Genomic DNA, 21,909 nt, shown 5'->3' with positions numbered 1-21,909 from the left:
GGAGCGGCACAAGCATGAGCGCCAGTCTGCGAATTACCGAAATTTTCTACTCCTTACAGGGCGAGTCCAGAACCATTGGCCTGCCCACCGTCTTTGTGCGCCTAACCGGTTGCCCGCTACGTTGCACCTACTGCGATACCGAATACGCCTTTCACGGCGGTGAACGTCGCAGCATCGACGACATTCTTGCGCAGGTTGCCAGTTATTCGCCGCGGTACATCTGCGTAACAGGGGGCGAGCCGCTTGCCCAGCCGGAGTGCTTAACCTTATTGCGGGCACTGTGCGATGCCGGTTACGAGGTGTCCCTGGAGACCAGCGGCGCCATGCCCGTTGCCGATGTTGACCCCCGCGTATCGAAAGTCGTGGATCTGAAAACCCCTGCCTCGGGCGAACAACACCGCAATTTGATGGAAAATCTGGACCACCTCGGCGCGAACGATCAGGTGAAGTTCGTTATCTGTGATCGCGACGACTACGACTGGGCGCGTTTCCAGGTCGATCAGCACCGGTTGCCGGAGCGCGTCGGCGAGGTGCTGTTTTCGCCGAGTTTTGAACAGTTGCCCGCGCGTGACCTCGCCGATTGGATCATCGACGACAACTTGCCGGTGCGTTTCCAGCTTCAGCTACACAAACTTCTATGGCAAGACGCCCCCGGACATTAAGTAATAGGCAGAGTAGTGACAAAGAAAGCAATTGTATTGGTATCAGGCGGTCTCGACAGTGCCACCGTGCTCGCTCAGGCCCGCGCCGATGGTTATGAATGCTATGCCCTGGCCTTTGACTACGGCCAGCGCCACCGCGCCGAACTGATTGCCGCCCGCCGCGTTGCCGATGCGCACGGCGCGAAAGAATTTAAGATTATCAAACTGGATCTGAGCAGCATTGGCGGCTCGGCGCTGACCGACGCCAGCATCGATGTGCCCGATGCCGGTGGCGAAGGCATACCTATCACCTACGTGCCTGCGCGCAACACCGTGTTCTTATCCATCGCGTTGGGCTGGGCCGAGGTGATCGGCGCCAACAGCATCCACATTGGTGTGAATGCGGTGGATTATTCCGGCTACCCCGATTGCCGCCCTGCCTTTATTGATGCCTTCGAGCACTTGGCGAATGTCGCCACAAAAGTGGGGGTAGAGGGGCAGGCCATGCATATCGCCACGCCGCTTATCGACCTCAGCAAGGCACAGATCATTGGTTTGGGCACTGACCTGGGCGTGGATTACAGCCTCACCGTATCCTGTTATCAGGCCGATGATGAAGGCTATGCCTGCGGCCGTTGCGACAGTTGTCACCTGCGTCGACAAGGCTTTATCGAGGCCGGTGTCAGCGATCCGACGCGCTATCGTTAATCGGGTAAAAAAAACAATTTTTTTATGCTTATGCTGTTGTTTTTGATCTCAAAATCCGTATTATAAGCGCCTCTTTCGGGGCCGTTAGCTCAGTGGTAGAGCAGTTGGCTTTTAACCAATTGGTCGATGGTTCGAATCCATCACGGCCCACCATCAAATTCCGAAGAAAGCACTGCATTTGCAGTGCTTTTTTTTTTGCCGCTTACTTTTCCGACACGAATTTCGCCAAGTGCGTATTTATTGACGAATAAAACGTCGATGTTGCTGCGCTGTCTCGGTATTCTTGGCGCGTTGCGCAACGATACATGGAGTTATTGCGTAAGCGTACGACCCGCCACGAGGGCGGGGCGAACTACAACCGAAAAAGGCATGACATAGCGTTATGAGTATCAACGACAAGGATTATGTGCCCTACGAGGGCGAAGATATGCAGCGCTACATCGAGCGCGTAATGGCGGTTGAACCGCCCACCCACCCCGCGCGGGACTGGGTATATAAACTGCTCAAATACCTGTTTTCCCCGACGTTTCTCGATGCCGACAAACTGCCGGACAAGCCCTGCTTGTTTGTCGCTAACCATTCCATCTACGCTGTCGATGGCCCGATTCTCGGCCTGCCGATGCTGGCAGAACATGGTCGCTTTTTGCGCGCCTTAAGCGACAAATGGATGTGGAACAGCGTCAATGAGCAGTTCTTGCTCAATCAGGGCGCGGTCATCGGCCACCCAGAGGTGTGCAGTGCGCTGATGGAAGGCGGCCAGGATATTTTGGTATTTCCCGGCGGTGCCCACGAGGCCACCAAACCCGCCGACCAAAAATACACCCTGCAGTGGAAGGAGCGCACCGGCTTTGTGCGCATGGCCGCTAAGCATGGCTACACCATTATTCCCACGGCGGTAGTAGGCCCGGAGGAGTTTTATCGCCACTTAATGGAAGGCCGCGACCTGCCAAACTCGCTGTTGGGTAAATTGCTCACCCGATTTGGCTTGTTAAACGAAAACTCCCGCACCGATCTGATGGGGCCGATTCCGGTTGGCTTGTTCGGTACGCTGTTGCCCAAACCCCAGCGCTGTTTTATTCAGTTTGGTGACCCCGTTGACCTCAGCGAATACAAAGGCAAAGTGCCCAGCAAAGCGCAGCAAATGGCGATTCGCAGCGATGTTGCTGAAACGATTGAAGGCATGATCTCCTCGCTGTTTCTCAAGCGCGCGCAGGAACGCTTCAAAGATAAATTCTGGCGACGAGTGCTCAGCGCTTAATACAAAATATGCCGGCTAAGCCCGGCATTTTTTTTGTCTGCCGATTTCTAGGTAACAAATATGCCGTATAGTGTATTTGGCGGTGTGGGACACTGCGTGTCATTGGCAGACAATCCACAGCCAGGGTTTTGGGTCAGTATTGATCAACATAATCATAATAATGCTGGCGAGGCGCCTGGCTTGTCTCGCTGTGTAGCGGCTCGCTTTAGCATGGATACTCAGGCACAGCTCCCGCTCGCAGCGAATCAATAACAATAATAAACAAGATAAGAGTCCGCCCGGCAATTATCGGCCGGTGCGCTCTCAACGCGGAGAATCATCATGATGGGCTTGCGTGACCAAGTAGTGGCCGGGCTATTGATTTGTCTCGGTGCAATGTTAACGGCTTGCGGCGGCTCTTCAAGCAGCGGCCAAACCACCACGGCCAATGACACCGGTTCGGCAGAAACACGAGCGTGGCAGCCCTACGAGCGTCCGCAGGAATTCAGCGCGATGGTGACCCTGCCCCGCGAATTTATCGAAATGCGCGACGGCGTTCGCCTGTCGGCCCATATCACATTGCCGGCCGATGAGGCGGGGAATCCCGTCGAGACACCGCTGCCGGTGATTCTCACGCAGACCGGATACAACAGCAGTACCGGTGGCGTAACGGCTGCTAACCCGTATTTTGTTCAACGCGGCTACGCGCAGGTGTATGTCGACGTGCGCGGCACCGGAAATTCTGAAGGCGTGTGGGAAGCCTGGGGGCCGGTCGAGCAGGCCGACTACCTCGAAGTAATGGACTGGGTAGCCAAGCAACCCTGGTCAGACGGCAACGTGGGTACCTGGGGGCCATCGTTTATGGCCATCACGCAATTGCTTACCGCGCAGCACAACCACCCGGCACACAAAGCCCTGTTTGCAATCGTGCCGCCGGGGGATGTCTATCGCGATATCACCTTTGCCGGTGGTCAGATCAACGGTGCCTTTGTGCCCGCATGGCTGGGTCTGGTAACCGGTTTGTCGTTAATTCCCGCGCAGGAAAGTTTCCAGGACCCCGAGCAACTGCTCAGTGTGTTTGCCGAACACACCGCCAACGCGGTGACGGAATTTCAGGCAACAACCTTGATCGGTGGCCTTACCGGCAGTGATGAAACCGCTTACGACAGCGAATTTTGGCGCGTGCGCTCGCCCCTGACTCATATCGACAAAGTGAAAGTGCCCACCTTCGTGGTCGGCGGCTTGCGTGATATTTTTCAGCGCAGCGAACCAATGGCCTATGAAGGGCTAAAGGACAACACTAATGCCAAACTGCTTATCGGCCCCTGGGATCATTTGCAGGGCTCACAGTTAGAGGGGCTGCCGGTCGATGGCATTCCCCACGGCGACGATATTGCGCTGGCCTGGTTCGACCACTACCTGAAGGGCATGAACAACGGTGCAGAAGACATGCCCGCCGTCACCCAATATCTCTATGGCGAAGAGCGCTATGTAACGCTGCCAGACTGGCCACACCCCCAGTTGCATAGTGAGCGCTGGTATTTGCGTGGCGATGGCAGCCTAAGTCAGCAGGGCGCTGCCGCTGATGAGGGGAGCAAGGTTGTCTTGCAGCAACCCTTTGCCGGTATCTGCTCAGATAGCACGGCCCAGTGGTCGGCGGGTATTCTCGGTTTGCTTCCCTCTCCCTGCTACGACGACAACCGAATCAATGAGGCCCTGGAAGTCACCTACACCAGTGCGCCGATGGAGGAGGACTATTTTATTAACGGCCCCATTCAGGCCGATTTGTGGATATCCACCACCGCATTGGATGCCGGCGTAGTGGTGAGGGTGAGCGATGTCTCCCCCGACGGCGTATCGCGGCAACTTACCAGTGGTTTGCTTACGGCGTCGGCGCGGGCGGTGGATCCTAACCAGTCGCGCTATGTTGACGGCAATATGATTCAGCCCTGGCACCTATATACCGCCGAGAGCCGTCAGCCCCTGGCGATGAACGAGGTGGTGGCCATCAATGTGGAGATATTTTCAACCAGCGCGGTGATTAAACGCGGGCACGCGCTGCGCATCTCCGTCGGTGCCAGTGACTTCCCGCGCGGCATCCCGCCAGTGCTAGACCTTGTCGACCAGCTGGCGGGGGTGATGACCGTATACAGCGATGCCGACCGGCCCTCCAGTGTGGTGCTGCCGGTGATACCTATCGAGGCCTTGCCTATCGTCTCCAGTGGTGAATAGGCGGTGGCTGGCAAATAAATAACTGATAACTAAAAGTCGTAACGCAATTTACGGCCTTACTCATTAAGGCCACTGATCCTCCATACCAAAATAATACAAATAAGGAGTGACTATGGGAGTTCGCAAATGCTGTATCGGTGCGCTGGCGCTGGCCGTATTACCCGCTGCGGCGCTGGCCGAGGACAGCAAATCGCGGCCGCAGTTGGAAGAGGTGATGGTCACCGCTCAGAAGCAGCAGCAAAGCTTGCAGGATGTGCCAATAGCCGTGGCCGCCGTCGATGGCGCTAAAATTCGCGATGCCGGTATTCAGCGTATTGAAGAGCTCACCGCCTATGTGCCCAATTTTAAAATGGCGGTCACCGGGCAGGGCAATGCGGTGTACATTCGCGGTGTGGGCTCGGGTGACAACCGCGGCTTTGAGCAATCGGTGGGCATGTTTATCGACGGCATCTACGCCGGGCGCGGTCAGCAGTTCCAGTCGCCGTTCCTCGATATTGCCTTAGTGGAAGTACTAAAAGGACCGCAGGGCACCTTGTTCGGTAAAAACACTATCGCCGGCGCCGTCAACATCAGTACCGCCAAACCCAGTGATGCCTTCTCCGGCGAATTCAGCGCCCAGCACAACCCGGAAATTGGCGCAGAAGAGGTCACCGCCACCGTTAATGTGCCGCTGGGCGATGCCTTTGCAGTGCGGGCAGCGTATAAGCGTTTAACCGAAGACGGCTATGTGAATAATTTTATTCTCGACCAGGATGAAACCGAGCGCGCCGAAGATGTGCTGCGCCTGGGGCTGCGCTGGCGCGCCAGCGATGATCTCGATATCAACCTCAAACTGGAGCAGTCGGATTTTGGCCAAGTGGGCACCACCCACCAGCTGGTGGATAACACCGGCACCTTTTCGCTGTACCAGTCGAATTTCGGCTTGCCCGTCACGCCGCCAGTGTCACTGCCCGTGCCGCTGTACTCGGTAAACCTTGAAGACGAAATTGATCCCCGCGAAGACGGCCGCCTGGACCGCCGCAAGTCAGACCGTCAGTTCGACTGGCAACCCGCAGTTACCCAAAATAACAGTGAATCCGCCGTATTCACGGTGGAATACGCGCTGAGTGAAACCCTGACGCTTACCAGCGTCAGCGGCTATTCCCAGTTTGATTTTCGATTTAACCTCGACGCTGACTTCACCGACCTGCAGTTCATCGGCACCGAAAACACCGAAGACTTCAGCCAGCTAAGTCAGGAGTTTCGTCTGGCGGGGAATATCGGCGACAACATCGACTTTATCGGCGGCGTGTACGCCCACAAGCAGCAGCTTACCAGCACACTTTGGCTAAACCTGGACTTCCAGGCACTGGGGGTGCCCAGTTCCATTTCGCTGCCGGGCACCACCATTTCCCTACCCAGCCAACTCGCCACGTTTACCGAATACCAGCAAGACACCGACAGCGTGGCGGTATTTGGTCAGGCGACCTGGGCCATTACCGAGTCGCTGAGTGCCACCTTGGGTTTGCGCTGGGGGCAGGATGAGAAGCAGGCCCACAAGTATTTGGATATTGCCGAGTTCCGCAGCAAGGAGCGTACCCCCAATCCCGTTTATGCGGTGTTGGCTGGTGCGCTCAATAACTCGGAGAACCACGACATAAAAAACGCTCGCAAAGTCGACAATGTTTCACCGGCCTTCAATCTGCAGTGGTATGCCAATGAAGATGTGATGAGCTATTTCCGCTACGCCAAAGGCTTTAAAGATGGCGGCTTTAACGCCAACGACACTACCGCCAGTCAGGACGCCTTTGCCTACGAGGACGAAGAGGCCGACACCTACGAGCTGGGCATCAAAACCACCTTGCTCGATGGCGCCATGACCGTGAACGCGGCGCTGTTTTATACCGAGTTTATGGAACGCCAAGTCAGTAACTTTACGCTGACCGGCTACGTGGTGGGCAATGCCGCCGAGTCCATCACCCAGGGCTTTGAAGCGGATATGCGCTGGGCGCTTACCGAGCGGCTGCTTGTTGGCGCTTCTGTGGCATGGCTGGACTCGTATTTCACCGCCTTTCCCGACGGTCCCTGTACCGCCGAGCAAACCCGCACGGCGTCGGAGCAGGGCAATAAAGATTGCCGCCAGGACCTCAGCGGCCAGGGCACCGATTACGCGCCGGAATACACCGGCAGCCTCACCAGTCAGTATCTGCAACCGATTGGCGACAGCATGGAGCTGCGCCTGCAGGTGGATGTGAATTTCAGCGATGAATTCTTCTACACCCAGGACCGCGACGCCGCCGATATGCAGGAGGCCTACTACAAAATAAACAGCCGCTTGTCCTTGGCGCACTTTAATCAGGGCTGGGAGCTGGCCTTGGTCGGCAAAAACCTCACCAACGAAATGACGCGCCCCGCGGGCAACGATGTTCCCCTGTTTGTTGGTGCCCACTTCGCCGCCACCGATCCCCCGCGCAGCCTCGCCCTGGAAGGCGTTGTGCGCTTCTAGCGGAGTAGGCATCGCCTCATCGCCCTTGCGGTGGGGCGCTGCGCAATTCCGATGGGGTTTTCTTGATACCGCCAGCGGATAACGGATGTGTCGCGCCGCGACACATCCGGCACCGTTGAACAATCTTCCTTGTGCCTGTTTGCGTCACTATGCTGGCGAATAACACTAATAAGGAATTGCTATGGTACACCCCAGACGATGGTGCACTACCGCGTTGGCCTTGGCCGTGCTGCCAGCCGCCGGGTTCGCGGCTGAAGGTAAACCTCGCGCCCAGCTCGAAGAAGTGATTGTCACCGCCCAGAAACAACAGCAGAGCCTGCAAGATGTACCCATTGCCGTTGCCGCGGTAGATGGCGCCAAAATTCGCGATGCCGGCTTACAGCGTATCGAAGAGCTCACCGCCTACGTACCCAACTTTAAAATGGCAGTTACCGGTCAGGGTAACGCCATCTATATTCGTGGCGTTGGCTCGGGTGACAACCGCGGCTTTGAACAGTCGGTAGGGATGTTTATCGACGGCATCTACGCCGGTCGCGGCCAGCAGTTCCAAGCGCCCTTTCTGGATATTGCGCTGGTTGAGGTGCTCAAGGGCCCGCAGGGCACCCTGTTTGGTAAGAACACCATCGCCGGTGCGGTGAACATCAGTACCAGCCGCCCCAACGACGAGTTGGGCGGTGAAATTGCCTACCAATACAACCCCGAGATCGGCGCGCGGGAAGTGACCGCCATTCTGAATACGCCGCTAGGGGGCAACTTCTCGGCGCGTGCTGCCTATAAACGCCTGGAAGAAGACGGCTATGTCGACAACTTTATTCTTGACCGCGACGAAGCCCAGCGCGCCGAAGACTCGCTGCGCCTGGCACTACGCTGGGACGCCACCGACAAGCTGGATGTAAACCTCAAGCTGGAAAAATCCGACTTCGGCATTCAGGGCACCACCTTCCAGCTCACCGACAACACCGGTACCTTTAACCTGTACCAGTCGAATATTTCACTGCCCATCAACTTGCCGATAAACCTGCCACTGCCGCTGTTGTCCTTCAACCTGGAAGACGAAATCGACCCGCGCGAAGATGGCAAGTTTGACCGCCGCAAGTCCGACAAGCAGTTCGACTGGCAACCGGCCTTCACCCAGAACAACAGCGAAGCCGCGGTGTTTACGCTGGAGTATGCACTCACTGACACCGTGACCTTAACCAGCATCACCGGTTACTCCCACTTCGACTTCTTCTTTAATTTGGACGCCGACTTTACCGACCTGGAATTCATAGGCACCGAAAACACCGAAGACTTCACCCAAATCAGTCAGGAGTTTCGCATCGCGGGTACTGTGGGTGAGCGCATCGACTACATCGGCGGTATCTACGCCCACACCCAAGACCTGACCAGCACCCTTTGGCTGAACCTGGACTTCGACGCCGTGGGGATTCCCAGCTCGCTACTGGGCCTATCGCTGCCCACCCAGTTAGCGACCTTCACCGAGTTTGAACAAACCACCGACAGCCTCGCGGTATTTGGTCAGGCCACCTGGAATATCACCGACACGCTAAGTGCCACACTGGGCCTGCGCTGGGGTGAAGACCAAAAAGAAGCCACTAAGTACCTGGATGTTGCGCGCTTCCGCTCCAAAGAGCGGGCCATCAACCCACTTTACGCGGTGATCGCTGGCGCACTGAACAACTCCGAAAACCACGATATCGAAAACGAACGCAGCGTGGAGAACGTCTCACCGGCTTTCAACCTGCAGTGGTACGCCACTGAAGATGTGATGAGCTACTTCCGCTACGCCAAAGGCTTTAAAGACGGCGGCTTTAACGCCAGCGACACCACCTCCAGTCAGGATGCCTTCACCTATGAAGACGAAGAAGCCGACACCTTCGAGCTAGGGGTAAAAACCACCTTGTTTGACGGTGCCGCCACCTTCAACGCCGCGGCGTTCTACACCGAGTTTGCCAATCGCCAGGTAAGTAACTTCACCCTGACCGGTTACGTGGTGGGCAACGCTGCGGAGTCGATCACCCAAGGGGTAGAGGCGGACTTCCGCATGGCCCTGAGTGAAAGGCTGACCATTGGCGCGTCGGCCGCGTGGCTGGACTCCTACTTCACCTCTTTTGAAGATGGCCCCTGTACCGCCGTACAAACCGATGCGGCCTTCCGCGCCGGTAACCCCGACTGCCGCCAGGACCTCTCTGGCGAGGGCACCGATTATGCGCCGGAAGTCACCGCGAGCCTTACCGGGCAATATGTTCGGCCCATCGGCGACAGCATGGAAATGCGCTTCCAGTTGGACCTGAACTACACCGAGGAGTACTACACCACGCAGGACCGCGACGAAGCCGATAAGCAAGACGCCTTCTATAAAATCAACAGCCGCCTGTCGTTGATGAGCTTCGCCCAGGGTTGGGAGCTGGCCCTGCTGGGTAAAAACCTCACCAACGAAATTACCACGTCACACGGTAACGACGTTCCGCTGTTTGTAGGCGCTCACTTTGCCTCTACCGATGCTCCGCGCAGTGTCGCCGTGGAAGGGGTGCTGCGCTTCTAAACCTTTCGCGTGTAAACCACCTCACAGGCCCTCTTTCGAGGGCCTTTTTGTTTCCAGCACTGGCAATAAAGCCCAGCGTTCAAGCCGTTGTCTGCTGGCAAACGAGCCATACACACCGCCTATAGTTTTTTGCACGCCTAGTCTTTATGCTCGTATTTTCAGCAAGGAATACGCGTTACTCCTGAGCGATTTTCAAAAACGCGCGGCAAAACAGCCACATAAGGAAATACGGGCAAGAGCTATGACACCCCGCCATCAAGATAAACACGCATGCGCGTTATGCCAGCTCCAGATTTTGCGTGAATACGTCGGTTTAGTAATAGATTTAATGCTATGTGCCATTGGACGGTCGAGTGGTGCTCGGGCAAAAAACCGAGCGTGCGCGATATACAAATGTTAAGGCTAATAAGTCATACACGAGTTAAGAATGGACGAGATAAAACAAAAGATAGCCCTGTTTATTGATGCTGACAACGCGCCGGCCAGCAGGTTCGAAGATGTCCTCAGCGAGGTAGCAAAGTACGGAGTGGTGACGATCCGTAAAGCCTATGGAAACTGGAAGCCACCAAGTCTCAAGCCTTGGGAAGACCTGCTTCATGAGTATGCTATCCAGCCAGTGCAGCAGTATGACCTAACCAAGGGTAAAAATGCGTCTGATATAGCTTTGGTCATAGACGCGATGGACGTCATGTACACCAAAGACATTGATGTTATGTGCTTTGTTTCGTCGGATAGTGATTTCACTCCAATGGTGACGAGAGCATTGGCCGAGGGGAAGGTAGTATTGGGGTTCGGTGAACGAAAGACACCTGCACCTTTTGTAAATGCATGCTCAAAATTTCTCTTTCTGGATCACTCCGAGGAGATAGAGTCTGAAAAGAGTTCTAAACCGAAGAACATAAAATCCGATACTAAGCTAATTAATCTTCTACGCCAGGCAATTGAGGCCACTGAAGATGACGATGGTTGGGCACCTCTAGGGCCTGTTGGTGCAAACATCTCTAACAGGACGTCGTTCGATTGTAGAAACTACGGGTTCAAAAATCTGAGTAGTCTGTTCAAAGCAATTGATCTGTTCGAGCTTAAGCGAGGGCAGGGGAATTCTTTCTTAGTTCGAGATATTAGAAAGTGTAGAAAGCCCTAACAAGGCGCGGTATGCGCTCGCTTAGTACCCCAGTTTGATGTAATGCCTCGGATAGTTCAGGATGCGTAGACCTACCGAAATACCTACACCCATATAGCTGCACGGCCTTCGTACCATGAGCCGCAAAGGAGCAAGCTTGACCATGAACCCCATCAACCCCAAAAAACTCCTCCACAGCAAGTGGACGGCGGTTCAGCCCGTCAATAAAGAAAAGCACTTTACGGTTGCGGAGGTCGAGTTTGATGAAGAGGGCGTGGTGGTGGACTGTGTGATTGAGGCGGTAATGTCCAAGCGCACCGAGTCGATTGACTGGACGGTGTTGAAGAATACGGATAACTGGCGGCAGGGGTGGAAGTAGCGTTTGCTCCGCGTACACCATTTAATTCCACTGCCGCTTTTTTGCCGATTAACCCTTAGGCAGCTAGCTTTCGTAGTGTGGCGCTAAAGCTGCACAGTATCTTCCCTTCCTGGCTGAGCGTGCCGCGCGTAAAGCCCATGCGGCCCGTTTCCTGAAGTAGCTCAACATCGGCGATTATGTCTGGCCCGAGCTTGCCTCCCTGTAAAAACTGCATACTGAAATCGATGGTGACGACGCGCCCCAATGCTACGCAGCGCTCGGTATAGAGCGGCAGATAAAACACTTGTTCGGCGCGGGCGGCGAGGTAGCCGCCGTGTATGCCGTGTTGAATATTTTTACTGTTGTCGTCGCAGCGAAAGCGGGCCTGGGCGGTGTTATCGCCGAGTTTTCGAAATTCAAACGCGCCGAGGTGACTGTCGAAGGAGGTGCCTTCTACCATCGGCATGGTTTGCCAGTCTGAGCTTTCGCATTCGGGGAAGTACGGAGCGGGCATGGTGGTTTTCTCGTGCAGTTATGTTGTGTGGTGGCCTACTTATTCATCGCTGTGCTGTCTAACGGCGCACAGCGGTGCTTGGCGCGTCTCGATAGCGGAGCGTTGTTAGGTAGAAGTAGCAACTGAAAATAAAAACGACGGCCCGTTTACGCGAGCCGCCGTTAGATGGTTTTGCTAGCAGTTTTAGATGGGCTCAAAACTCACGGGCAGGCCGTCGGCAGGGAAGATCAACGGCACCCAGCTGCGGGGCATTTCATAGCCGTCTTTCACTTTAATGTTGAAGCGGCGCAGCAGGTGGAACAGGAACAGCTTGGTTTGCACTTCGGCAAAGTTCAGGCCCAGGCATTTGTGTGCGCCGCCGCCAAAGGGCACCCATTGGAAGAAGTGCTTTTTGTCTTCGGCGCGTTCTTTGGAAAAGCGCTCGGGGTCGAAGTCATTGGGGTTGCTCCAATACTCTTCCATGTAGTGAGTCAGTAGCGGAGAGATGGCCACTGCGGTGTTTTTGGGTACGTGGTAGCCAAAAATTTCCATTTCTTTCAGGGTGCGGCGCGGAATGGCGGGCACGGGGGGATACATGCGCAGGGCTTCTTTAAACACCAGCTTACTGTCGTCGAGTTTATTCAGGTCGTCGTAGTCGAGCTGGTCTTTGCAGATAGCTGCGTATTCCTCGCGCAGCCGCTGCTGCCACTCGGGGTTCTTTGCCAGTGCGTAAACAATGGAGCACAGTGTGCTGGTTGTGGTGTCGTGGGCAGCGAACAGCAGGAAAATAATATGGTCGCGCACCGCTTCGTCGGAGAAATAGTTGCCGTCTTCATCGGTGGCGTGGCAGATCTGCGAGAAAATATCCCGGCCTTCGTGTTTGCGCTTGTCGTCGATATGCGCCATCACAAAGTCTTCCAGGTGTTTGCGGCCGGTCAGACCGCGGTGCCAAAGCGTGCCGGGGATGGGGAGCTTTAATACCGCCATTGAGGCAAGCATGGTGTCCACGAAGGCGGTATTCACACCGCTGGCTTCTTCGCCCATTTCCACACCTAAAAAGACCTCGGCAGCCACTTCCAGCAGCAGTTGTTTTACGGCGTGTTGAAAGTGGAACTCTTTGCCTTTGGGCCACTCTTCCAGGCCGCGCTCCAGGTGCGGGCTCATGGTGTGCAAATAGCCTTCGATAGATGCTTTCTTAAACGCGCCTTGCAGAATTTTACGGTCGTAGCGGTGGGCCTCGGCGTCTTTCAGCATCAGCCCGTTGGGGAAGAGTCTGTCCAGTAATGGGTTCCAGGCCAGCATGCTGGAGAACTGGCCGTCGCTGTTTTTCAGTACCAGTTCGTTCGCTTCGGGGCCGAGCAGGGTCAGGCTGTGTTGGAACAGGGTATTGCCGCGCGAAATTTTGCCGTATTTGCGGTAGCGCATTTCGGTGAGCGCTTTGTAGTTCTTCAAAAAACTGAAGGTCTGGCCGAACAGGGGCAGGCCGGTGTCACCGGGAATATGCGTCAGCTTGCGATTGGGTTGGCGCGGGTAGTCTTGGTAGTCAACGCTGGTGCTGTTCATGGTGTTCCTCGTTGTGGCTAGCCGCAGTGCGGCACATCTTGGCAGACACAGTAGGGCAGGCGTTTTTTAGGGTCTAGTCGGCAGGCGACGGCGGTGGTCGACACGCGCCAGTGGGCGGGGGATTCCCGTTTTTTGTAAGAAAATGTCAAGTGGTTGTCACGGTCAATCATTGCCGCTTTGGGGGCGGCGAGGCGATGCTGTGCGTCGACACGCAGTGCCGAGCCTCGGCTCTGGCAGGAAAAACAAACCTCGGCGCGAGCGCGCCGATTGAATAACGAGAGAAGAACCATGCTTCCCAGAGATTTTACAGAAGAGCAGCAAATGTTTCGTTCGGCCTACCGCAAATTCCTGGAGCAGGAAGTGGCCCCGAATGTGGATGCTTGGCGCGAGCAGGGCATTGTTGACCGGGAGGTATTTAAAAAGGCCGGTGAACAGGGCTTTTTGATGGTTTGGCCCGACGAGCAGTACGGCGGCATGGGCGACCGCGACTTCCGTTTTGAGCAGATCATTATTGAAGAAACCGCCAACGTTTACGCCGGTGACTGGGCGAATACCCTGCACAGCCGTTTGGTTGGCCCCTACATAGATCGCTTTGGCAGTGAAGAGCAAAAGGCGCGCTTTTTGCCACGCTGTGTGAGTGGTGAGGTGATTCTGGCCGTGGCGATGACGGAGCCCGATGCCGGTTCCGACCTTGCGGGTATGCGCGCCGTGGCTAAAGACATGGGCGACCACTGGCTGCTGAGTGGTAACAAAACGTATATCACTAACGGCATTAATTCCGATGTGGTGATCGTAGCGGCCAAGACCGATCCGGAAAATAACCCCCATGCAATGGGCCTGTTTTTGGTGGAGCGCGGCATGGAAGGCTTCGAGCGCGGTCGCAATTTGAAGAAGATGGGCATGAAGGCGCAGGACACTGCCGAACTGTTCTTCAATGAAGTGCGTATTCCCAAAGAGAACGTACTGGGCGACCCAACCATGGGCTTTATTTACCTGATGGAAGGTCTGGCTGAAGAGCGTTTGATTGGCGCCTGCGGCTTTTTGTCTTCAGCGCAGAAGGCGTTTGAAGTGACGCGCGAATTCTGTGAGCAGCGCAAGGTGTTTGGTAAGCCGCTGTCAAAAATGCAGAACACCCAGTTCAAAATGGCCGAACTGCGCACCGAATTGGATGTGGCCCAGGCCTATGTCGACCAGTGTGTTGCGGTGCATAACCGTGGCCAGTTAACCGCAGAAGATGCCGCCAAAGCCAAGCTGTATACCAGTGAGTTGCTGTGCCGCATGGTTGACGAAGGCGTGCAGCTGCACGGTGGTGCGGGTTACATGGACGAGTATCCGATCTCCCGTATGTACTGCGACGCGCGGATTACCCGCATTTTTGCCGGTACCTCAGAAATTATGAAGCTGATTATTGCCCGCGATGTATTCGCCGACAGCTTCGTTCCCTTTGTTGACCGCGCCTAAGCGCGGTTTCACTCATCACGTTTAGGAGTAGAAAGATGGATGTAAACGGAAAAGTTGCCCTGGTAACCGGTGGTGCATCGGGTTTGGGTAAAGCGACGGTAGAGTCGATTGTAGCAGCGGGTGGCAAGGTCGCCATTCTGGATATGAATGAAGCCCTCGGTCAGGCCCTGGCTGAGCAGCTGGGCAGTGACAAAGCGCTGTTTGTTGCCACCAATGTGGCGGACGAAGCCTCTGTTGAAGCGGCGGTGAAGGCCTGTTTGGAGGCCTTCGGCGCGATTCACATCTGCTGCAATTTCGCCGGTATTGGCAACGCCATTAAAACGGTGGGCAAGCAGGGCGCCTTCCCGCTGGACCAGTTTAAGCGTGTGATCGACATTAACCTGGTGGGCTCGTTTAATGTGCTGCGTTTGGCTGCCGAGGCCATGGCCAAGCAAGACCCCATCGACGAATTTGGTGGCCGCGGGGTGATTATCAACACGGCATCGGTTGCCGCCTTCGACGGCCAAATTGGCCAGGCTGCCTACAGCGCCAGTAAAGGCGGTGTTGTTGGCATGACCTTGCCAATTGCCCGCGACCTGGCGAGCTATGGCATTCGTGTTAACACCATTGCACCGGGCTTGATCGACACGCCGCTGTTGGCGTCTTTGCCTGAAGAAGCGCGCCAGTCGTTGGCGCAGTCGGTGCTTAACCCCAAGCGCCTCGGCCAGCCCGAGGAAATTGCCAGCCTGGCGATGCACATTATCGACAACGACTACCTCAATGCTGAAGTGATCCGTATGGACGGCGGCATTCGCATGCAGCCGCGGTAAGTCTGCTTGCCCCGGGTCGGCCGCTGCCAACAAACGGCGCCCGGGGACTAACCCCTTTCTTTACGCTGCTGATAGCCTAGATTCAGGATGCAGCGTGGCCTGCCAATAATAGAGAGAAAGCTATGCACGCGACATTTTCTGCAGAAGAGCTCGCCTTCCAAGAGGAAGTTCGGGCGTTTTTGCGCGACAACTTTAACGACGACATGGCCGCGCGAATTCGCGACCCCAAAACCTTTAAAGCCGCGACCATTGAGTGGCAGAAAAAGCGTTTTGACAAGGGTTGGGTGGCGCCAGGCTGGCCGGTTGAGTACGGCGGCTGTGGTTGGAGTGATACCCAAAAATACATTTTCGACAGCGCACTGGCTGAAGCCGGCGCGCCGGATGTGCCGCCCTTTGGTTTGAAGATGGTCGGGCCGGTGATTTACACCTTTGGCACCGAGGAACAAAAGCAGCAATTCTTGCCAGGCATTCTCAATGGCGACACCTGGTGGTGTCAGGGCTACTCCGAGCCAGGCGCGGGCAGTGACCTGGCCGGTTTGCAAACCCGCGCCGAACGCGATGGCGACGACTATGTGATTAACGGCACCAAAATCTGGACCACTTACGCCCAGTATGCCGATTGGATGTTTGCGCTGGTACGCACCGACAACAGCGGCAAGCCGCAGCAGGGCATCAGCTTCTTGCTGATTGATATGCGCACGCCAGGCATCACCGTGTCGCCGATTATTGCCATTGACGGTGAGCATCACTTAAACGAAGTCAGCTTTGAAAACGTGCGGGTGCCAGTGGTAAACCGCATCGGTGAAGAGAATCAGGGCTGGACCTATGCCAAGGCGCTGCTCAGCCACGAACGCACTGCGCTGTCTGGCATCGCATACTGCAAACAAGTGCTGAACAACGTGCGCAAGCTGGCGGCCGATGAGAACGACGACGGCCAGCCGCTGTTGAATAACCCCACGTTTCAGGCGCGCATGGCCGATATTGAAATGGAGTTGATGGCGCTGGAATACACCGAGCTGCGCGTGTTGGCCACCGTGGCCAATGGCGGCGCTCCGGGCATGGAATCGTCCCTGCTCAAGCTCAAAGGTACGGAGCTGCAACAGGCCGTGCAGAATTTGTTCTTTGATGTGGCGGGGCTGTACGGCAGCGTGCTGCCGGCCGATGCCGATTTGTCATCGCTGGGCCATGACTACGGCGACCAAGCGCGACGGGAGTACATGTACGGTCGGGCCTGCACCATTTACGGCGGCAGTAACGAAGTACAAAAAAATATCATCGCGAAATTTGGGCTGGGGCTGTAGGAGGGCGTTATGGACTTTTCACTCAATGCTGAGCAGCAACTGCTCAAAGAAAGTATCGATAAATATATGGCCGAGCGTTACGACGCCGACCAACGCAGGCAGTACCTGGCTGAAGAGACAGGCTTTTCCGGCAAGGTGTGGCAGGACTACGCCGAGCTGGGTTGGCTGACCGTGCCCCTGCCTGAAGCGGAAGGCGGTTTTGGCGGTTCAGTGGTGGATACCTCTGTGCTAATGGAAGCCATGGGCCGCAGCGTTGCCGTTGAACCCTATCTGGGTTCGATTCTGCTTGGCGCTCAGTTGATTGCGCGCGGCAATAACGCGGCAGTAAAAGGCCGCTATCTGGAAGAAATTATGGCGGGCAGCTGCCACGCCGCGTTTGCCTATCAGGAGCGTCGTAGCCGCCACCAGCTCGATGCCATGGACTGCCGCGCTGAGCGCAGTGCTGACGGGTATCGCCTGACCGGCAGTAAAACGCTGGTGCTCAACGGCGCGGCCGCCGATGTGCTGGTTGTGGCCGCGTGGCTGGATGACGCCTACACACTGTTTGCGGTGCCCGCGATCAGCAATGGCGTACAGCGCGATGCCTTCAAATTGATGGACGGCCAGCGCGTCGCAAATATTCAATTCGATGCCGTGGAGCTCACCGGCGACAGCGTGATCTGCGATGGCGATGCCGCCCTGGCGATGGTCGAAACGGTGATTGCCGAAGCGACCATCGCGGTGTCGGCTCAAGCGGTTGGCGCGATGGAAAAGCTGCTGAAAGAAACAGTGGAATACAGCAATACCCGCAAGCAGTTTGGTCAGCCCATCGGCAAATTCCAGGCGCTACAACACCGTATGGTGGATATGTACACGGCCACTGAGCAATGCCGTTCGCTACTGGTGCGAGCGCTGTGTTCGCACAGTGGTGGCGAAGCGCAGGCAGCCAGTGATACGGCGGCTCTGAAAGCCATGGTCGGCAAACACGGCCGCGCAGTCGCCGAGGAAGCGGTGCAGCTTCACGGCGGTATGGGCGTGACCGAAGAGCTGAGCATTGGCGACTACTTAAAGCGACTAATGGTTATCGACACCCTGTTCGGTGACAGTGATTGGCAACGTCGGCGGTTTGCGGCGCTGCGCTACGGGCCGCAGGCTGCGTAGCGGGGCGCGCGCCCTCTGATAAAAACGATAAGGAAGACATCCATGTTTGATAGTTTTGTTGAGTACCTGGCCTTTCAGGCAAAAATGCGCCCCGAAGCGCCCTTCGGCAATGATGCGGACAGCCATTTAAGCTACGCCGAGGCCTGGCAGAAAATGGGTCACGTCGCGGCGCGCTTGCAGGCACGCGGTATCACCAAGGGTGACCGAGTGGCCATTCTCAGCAAAAACTCCCTGGACAACTTCCTGGTTTTTCTCGGTTGTGCGCGCGCCGGTGTGGTACCGGTAGGCATTAACTACCGTCTTACCGCCGATGAGGTTGGCTTTATTGCTGAAGACGCCGACGTACGCATGCTGTTTGTCGACGGCGAGTTTGCGCCATTGATCGGCTCCTACCTGGCCGGTGTCGAGCAGGTTTCTATTGTGGGTGACGTCGATGGCGCAGTGCCCCTAAACGAGTGGCTGGGCGAAGCACTGACGCCGGACGCGGTGACCCTGAACGGCGACGATGTGCTGTTTCAAATGTACACCAGCGGCACCACCGGTTTGCCTAAGGGTACCCTGCTGACCCACCGCAATTTGATCTGTAACAGCATTCAAGCGCCGCTGACCACTGGCCGCGCGCCGCGCGCCGGTGACCGCGCCTTAATTATCGCGCCTACTTTTCATGCCCTGGGCTTGGTGGGTGCCTTGATGGCGGTGTATTACGGCTGCGAGTTGGTGTTGCACCGCGACTACGACCCCATTGGCATGATCGAGACCATGGCCAATGAGAACATCACCTATGTTTCCGTGGTGCCGGTGATGCTGCAGTTCTCGCTGGCCTGCATTCCCGATATCGAGAAATACGAATTCCCGAATCTGCGCTGGATTAACTACGGTGCGTCGCCGATTTCGGTGGACCTGTTAAAGCGCTGTTTGGAAGTCTTCGACTGCGAGTTTTATCAGGGCTATGGTCAGACGGAGTCGACCACCGCACTGACCTTCCTCACCAATGACGACCACATGCGTGCTCTGCAGGGCAAGCCTGAATTGCTGCGCTCCTGCGGTCGCGCGGTATTTGGCACCGAGTTGCGTATTGTCGATGACAAGGGCAATACGCTGCCTACCGGCGAGGTGGGTGAAATTCTCGGTCGTGGCCCACAGGTGATGAAGGGCTATTGGAAGCGCGAAGAGGCCACCGCAAAAACCGTGGTGGACGGCTGGTTGCATACCGGCGACGCCGGGTATCTGGACGAAGACGGCTATCTGTTTATTAAAGACCGCGTGAAAGATTTGATTATTTCCGGGGGCGAAAACATTTATCCCGCGGAAGTTGAAAATGTATTGATGTCTCACCCGAAAATTGCCGATGCAGCGGTGATTGGTGTGCCGGACGAAAAATGGGGCGAGGTTCCCCTGGCCGTGCTGGTGGCAGGTGAAGACGGTGAGATCACCGTCGATGAGATGGTTGAACACTGTCGCAGTTCACTGGCCGGGTTTAAAACGCCGAAGCTAATCGAATATGTGGCGGCGCTGCCACGCAACCCCAGCGGCAAAATACTGAAAAAAGAACTGCGCGCGAGTATCGTGCCTAAGTATCAGGGCGAAACTGCCTGATAAGGCATGATCCACGGGTCGGTAGCCACTACGTATACCGAACTGGCTATTACAGAATCACTGTCCTGCTATGGAGTTAAGGATGAGTAAATTTTTTAGAACCCTGCTACAGCGCACGTATCTGGCGTTGATCGCCATTCCCTTCAAATTGATGCCATCGCTCGCGTACATGGCCTTCAACGGTCAGGGAAGCACGGCGCAGCTGTGTCGACATATCGCCCGCCAAGGCGCGCAGCGCGTGTTAATTGTCAGCGATAAAATTTTGGTGGAGCTGGGCATTGTCGGTAAGGCCGTTGATGTGTTGAAGGAAGAGGGTGTCGAGTGCGTAATTTATGATGGCATTCTTCCCGACCCAACCTTTGCAATGGTTGATGAAGGCCTGGCACTGCAACAGCAGCACAAATGCGATGCGGTGTTGGCGATTGGTGGCGGCTCGTCAATTGATTGCGCCAAGACCATTGCCTCGGCGGCGACCAATGGCCGCGACGGTCGCAAGTTGGAAGGCTACTTCAAAGTGAAGACCATGCCGCTGCCCCTGTTTGCATTGCCCACCACCTCGGGCACCGGTTCAGAGGCGACGATTGCTGCGGTGGTTTCCGACCCGGCGAGTCATGAAAAGTGCTTTTTGGCCGACCCGAAAATGCTGCCCAAAGCGGTGGCGTTGGACGCGGATCTGCTGCTGGGAATGCCCGCACCGATTACCGCCGCCACGGGAATGGATGCGCTGACCCACGCGGTGGAAACCTACATAAGCCTGTGGGGCACCGAGAGCAGCAATGGCTACGGCTATGCGGCGGTTAAAATGATTTTCGACTACCTGCCACGCGCCTACCGCGACGGCAACGACGCCGAGGCGCGCGAGCAAATGGCGTTAGCGGCCTACTACGCTGGCATGGCAATTAACGACGCCGGGGTGGGTAATGTTCACGCGATCGCTCACCAGTTAGGGCGCCACTACGGCACGCCACACGGCTTGGCAAACGCATTGGTGATGCCAGAGGTATTGCGCTTTATGGCCAAGGCATCCGAAAAACCGCTGGCTGAGTTGGGACGCTTGATTGGTGTGGCCGATGCCAGCACTGGCGATGCCCAGGCGGCAGAGAAATTTATCGATGCGGTGGCGGATTTGAATACGCGCCTGGGTGTACCCGATGTGTTGGATACGCTGCGTGAAGAGGATATTGCTGCCATTGCCGCGGATGCGGTCAAGGAAGGGGCGGGCTATCCGGTACCGGTTCTGATGAGCCGCAAAGAGTGTCAGGCGATTTTGCGTACTCTGTTAAAGCAAACCGGTGATGCGCGCGCGATGGCCTAAGTAACACGTGCCACACACTGGTGATAAGCCATAAAAAAACCGGCAAATGCCGGTTTTTTTTATGGGCGGCGTTTTCAGCCGCCGTGTGTGCGGATGGACTTAGTCGAACCTAAACAGATTGTGTTCCTCGCCGGTGGACACCACGCCGCGCCGCCCGATCATATCCTCATGCATCATTTGCGCGAGCAGGGCGTCGTCTTTCTCGGTGTGGGCAATGAAGCGTCGGCCATTGTCCAGGCTGCCAACGATAATGCCCTGCTGGGGGCCATCGCCGTCGCAGACAACGGTAAAGCTGTCCACAACACCGGGGCCTTCCGGGGCGTCATCAATGCGGGGGTGGTCTTGGCTGTCGATCTGCTGTTGCAGGGGCGCATCGTCGCCGCGCTGCCAGTTTTGGTGAGCAGGGCGCGTGCTGTAAATACCAATGGCCTGCTTGGTCATATACCAGCCGTTGGCGGTAATCATGCCATTGGCGCCGGGTTGCTGGCGCAGTTGCTCGGCCATAGTGACGACAGCGTGCAGGCTGTAGCCGTGGCCGGGGCCACCGAAGTAGGGCAGGCCGCCGGTGAGGCTCAGTGCTCGCTCACCGAAGGGGTCGATACCCAGCGCGTCGCAGGCCAGTTCCACCGCACAGGGGAAGCAGCTGTAAATATCCATCAGGGCGATGTCGTCAATCTCGCAATTGGCGCGCGCCAGTGCCGTTTTACCAGCCAGGGCGACGGCGTTGGACCGGGAAAGGTCCACGCGCTCGCCAACAAACCACACATCATTCACTTCGGCGCAACCATTGAGGTAGACCCAGCGGTCTTCGGCAATGCCGAGTTCGCGTGCGGTACCGACGGTGGTCATAATCACTGCGGCGGCCATGTCGATATTCATCTGGGCGCACAGGTATTTGTTAT

16 protein-coding genes, 1 tRNA gene and 1 pseudogene are annotated in these 21,909 nt (G+C 56.3%); 15 read left to right on the top strand and 3 right to left on the bottom strand.

What is annotated here, in order from left to right:
- Window positions 1–14 precede the first annotated feature (14 nt).
- The 9 genes from queE to ABNS66_RS09525 all read left to right on the top strand — a co-directional run bounded on the left by queE (window position 15) and on the right by ABNS66_RS09525 (window position 11,350).
- Window positions 15–662, top strand: coding sequence for a 7-carboxy-7-deazaguanine synthase QueE (queE, locus tag ABNS66_RS09565; protein WP_286837254.1), 648 nt, complete (start codon window positions 15–17; stop codon window positions 660–662).
- A gap of 15 nt (window positions 663–677) precedes the next feature.
- The gene (gene queC / locus ABNS66_RS09560; RefSeq protein WP_027874348.1) at window positions 678–1,349 is read left to right on the top strand and encodes a 7-cyano-7-deazaguanine synthase QueC; all 672 of its coding nucleotides are present in this window, start codon (window positions 678–680) and stop codon (window positions 1,347–1,349) included.
- Between the two features lie 78 nt (window positions 1,350–1,427).
- Window positions 1,428–1,502 (top strand) — tRNA-Lys (locus tag ABNS66_RS09555).
- A 229-nt stretch (window positions 1,503–1,731) separates the two neighbouring features.
- Window positions 1,732–2,607: a lysophospholipid acyltransferase family protein gene (locus ABNS66_RS09550; RefSeq protein WP_286837256.1), complete on the top strand. Its 876-nt coding sequence runs from the start codon at window positions 1,732–1,734 to the stop codon at window positions 2,605–2,607.
- Window positions 2,608–2,928: 321 nt separating this feature from the next.
- On the top strand, window positions 2,929–4,818 hold the full coding sequence (locus ABNS66_RS09545; protein ID WP_286837258.1) for a CocE/NonD family hydrolase: 1,890 nt from the start codon (window positions 2,929–2,931) through the stop codon (window positions 4,816–4,818).
- 112 nt (window positions 4,819–4,930) lie between these two features.
- On the top strand, window positions 4,931–7,303 hold the full coding sequence (locus ABNS66_RS09540) for a TonB-dependent receptor (RefSeq protein WP_286837260.1): 2,373 nt from the start codon (window positions 4,931–4,933) through the stop codon (window positions 7,301–7,303).
- 181 nt (window positions 7,304–7,484) lie between these two features.
- Entirely contained in the window at window positions 7,485–9,848 is a 2,364-nt protein-coding gene (locus ABNS66_RS09535; RefSeq protein WP_286696014.1) for a TonB-dependent receptor, read from the top strand.
- Window positions 9,849–10,275: 427 nt separating this feature from the next.
- A complete protein-coding gene (locus ABNS66_RS09530; protein ID WP_286837262.1) occupies window positions 10,276–10,992 on the top strand; it encodes an NYN domain-containing protein in 717 nt (238 codons plus the stop codon).
- Between the two features lie 142 nt (window positions 10,993–11,134).
- Window positions 11,135–11,350, top strand: coding sequence for a TIGR02450 family Trp-rich protein (locus tag ABNS66_RS09525; RefSeq protein ID WP_286837264.1), 216 nt, complete (start codon window positions 11,135–11,137; stop codon window positions 11,348–11,350).
- A 55-nt stretch (window positions 11,351–11,405) separates the two neighbouring features.
- On the opposite strand, the gene ABNS66_RS09520 is transcribed toward ABNS66_RS09525, so the two are convergent.
- The gene (locus tag ABNS66_RS09520) at window positions 11,406–11,843 is read right to left on the bottom strand and encodes a PaaI family thioesterase (protein ID WP_286837266.1); all 438 of its coding nucleotides are present in this window, start codon (window positions 11,841–11,843) and stop codon (window positions 11,406–11,408) included.
- A gap of 183 nt (window positions 11,844–12,026) precedes the next feature.
- Window positions 12,027–13,385, bottom strand: coding sequence for a cytochrome P450 (locus ABNS66_RS09515; RefSeq protein ID WP_286837268.1), 1,359 nt, complete (start codon window positions 13,383–13,385; stop codon window positions 12,027–12,029).
- Between the two features lie 288 nt (window positions 13,386–13,673).
- Between ABNS66_RS09515 and ABNS66_RS09510 the strand changes: the two genes are divergently transcribed.
- The 6 genes from ABNS66_RS09510 (at window position 13,674) to ABNS66_RS09485 (ending at window position 21,007) form a co-directional block, all read left to right on the top strand.
- Entirely contained in the window at window positions 13,674–14,846 is a 1,173-nt protein-coding gene (locus ABNS66_RS09510) for an acyl-CoA dehydrogenase family protein (RefSeq protein WP_204996766.1), read from the top strand.
- A 35-nt stretch (window positions 14,847–14,881) separates the two neighbouring features.
- A complete protein-coding gene (locus tag ABNS66_RS09505) occupies window positions 14,882–15,655 on the top strand; it encodes a 3-hydroxyacyl-CoA dehydrogenase (protein ID WP_286696003.1) in 774 nt (257 codons plus the stop codon).
- 122 nt (window positions 15,656–15,777) lie between these two features.
- On the top strand, window positions 15,778–16,956 hold the full coding sequence (locus ABNS66_RS09500) for an acyl-CoA dehydrogenase family protein (protein ID WP_286837270.1): 1,179 nt from the start codon (window positions 15,778–15,780) through the stop codon (window positions 16,954–16,956).
- A gap of 9 nt (window positions 16,957–16,965) precedes the next feature.
- Window positions 16,966–18,096, top strand: a complete 1,131-nt coding sequence (locus ABNS66_RS09495; RefSeq protein ID WP_286837272.1) for an acyl-CoA dehydrogenase — start codon at window positions 16,966–16,968, stop codon at window positions 18,094–18,096.
- Between the two features lie 42 nt (window positions 18,097–18,138).
- Window positions 18,139–19,692 (top strand): long-chain-fatty-acid--CoA ligase, encoded by a 1,554-nt coding sequence (locus ABNS66_RS09490; RefSeq protein WP_286837273.1) that lies wholly within the window; start codon window positions 18,139–18,141, stop codon window positions 19,690–19,692.
- Window positions 19,693–19,774: 82 nt separating this feature from the next.
- Entirely contained in the window at window positions 19,775–21,007 is a 1,233-nt protein-coding gene (locus ABNS66_RS09485) for an iron-containing alcohol dehydrogenase (protein ID WP_286837275.1), read from the top strand.
- Window positions 21,008–21,106: 99 nt separating this feature from the next.
- Here ABNS66_RS09485 and ABNS66_RS09480 read toward each other — a convergent pair.
- Window positions 21,107–21,909: pseudogene (locus ABNS66_RS09480) on the bottom strand (acetyl-CoA acetyltransferase); the annotation flags it as partial.

The organism is uncultured Spongiibacter sp. (genome assembly GCF_964011655.1).
Classification (GTDB): Bacteria; Pseudomonadota; Gammaproteobacteria; order Pseudomonadales; family Spongiibacteraceae; genus Spongiibacter; species Spongiibacter marinus.
The sequence above is the reverse complement of the archived record's forward strand: the minus strand, read 5'-3'. Positions and strand labels throughout refer to the sequence as shown.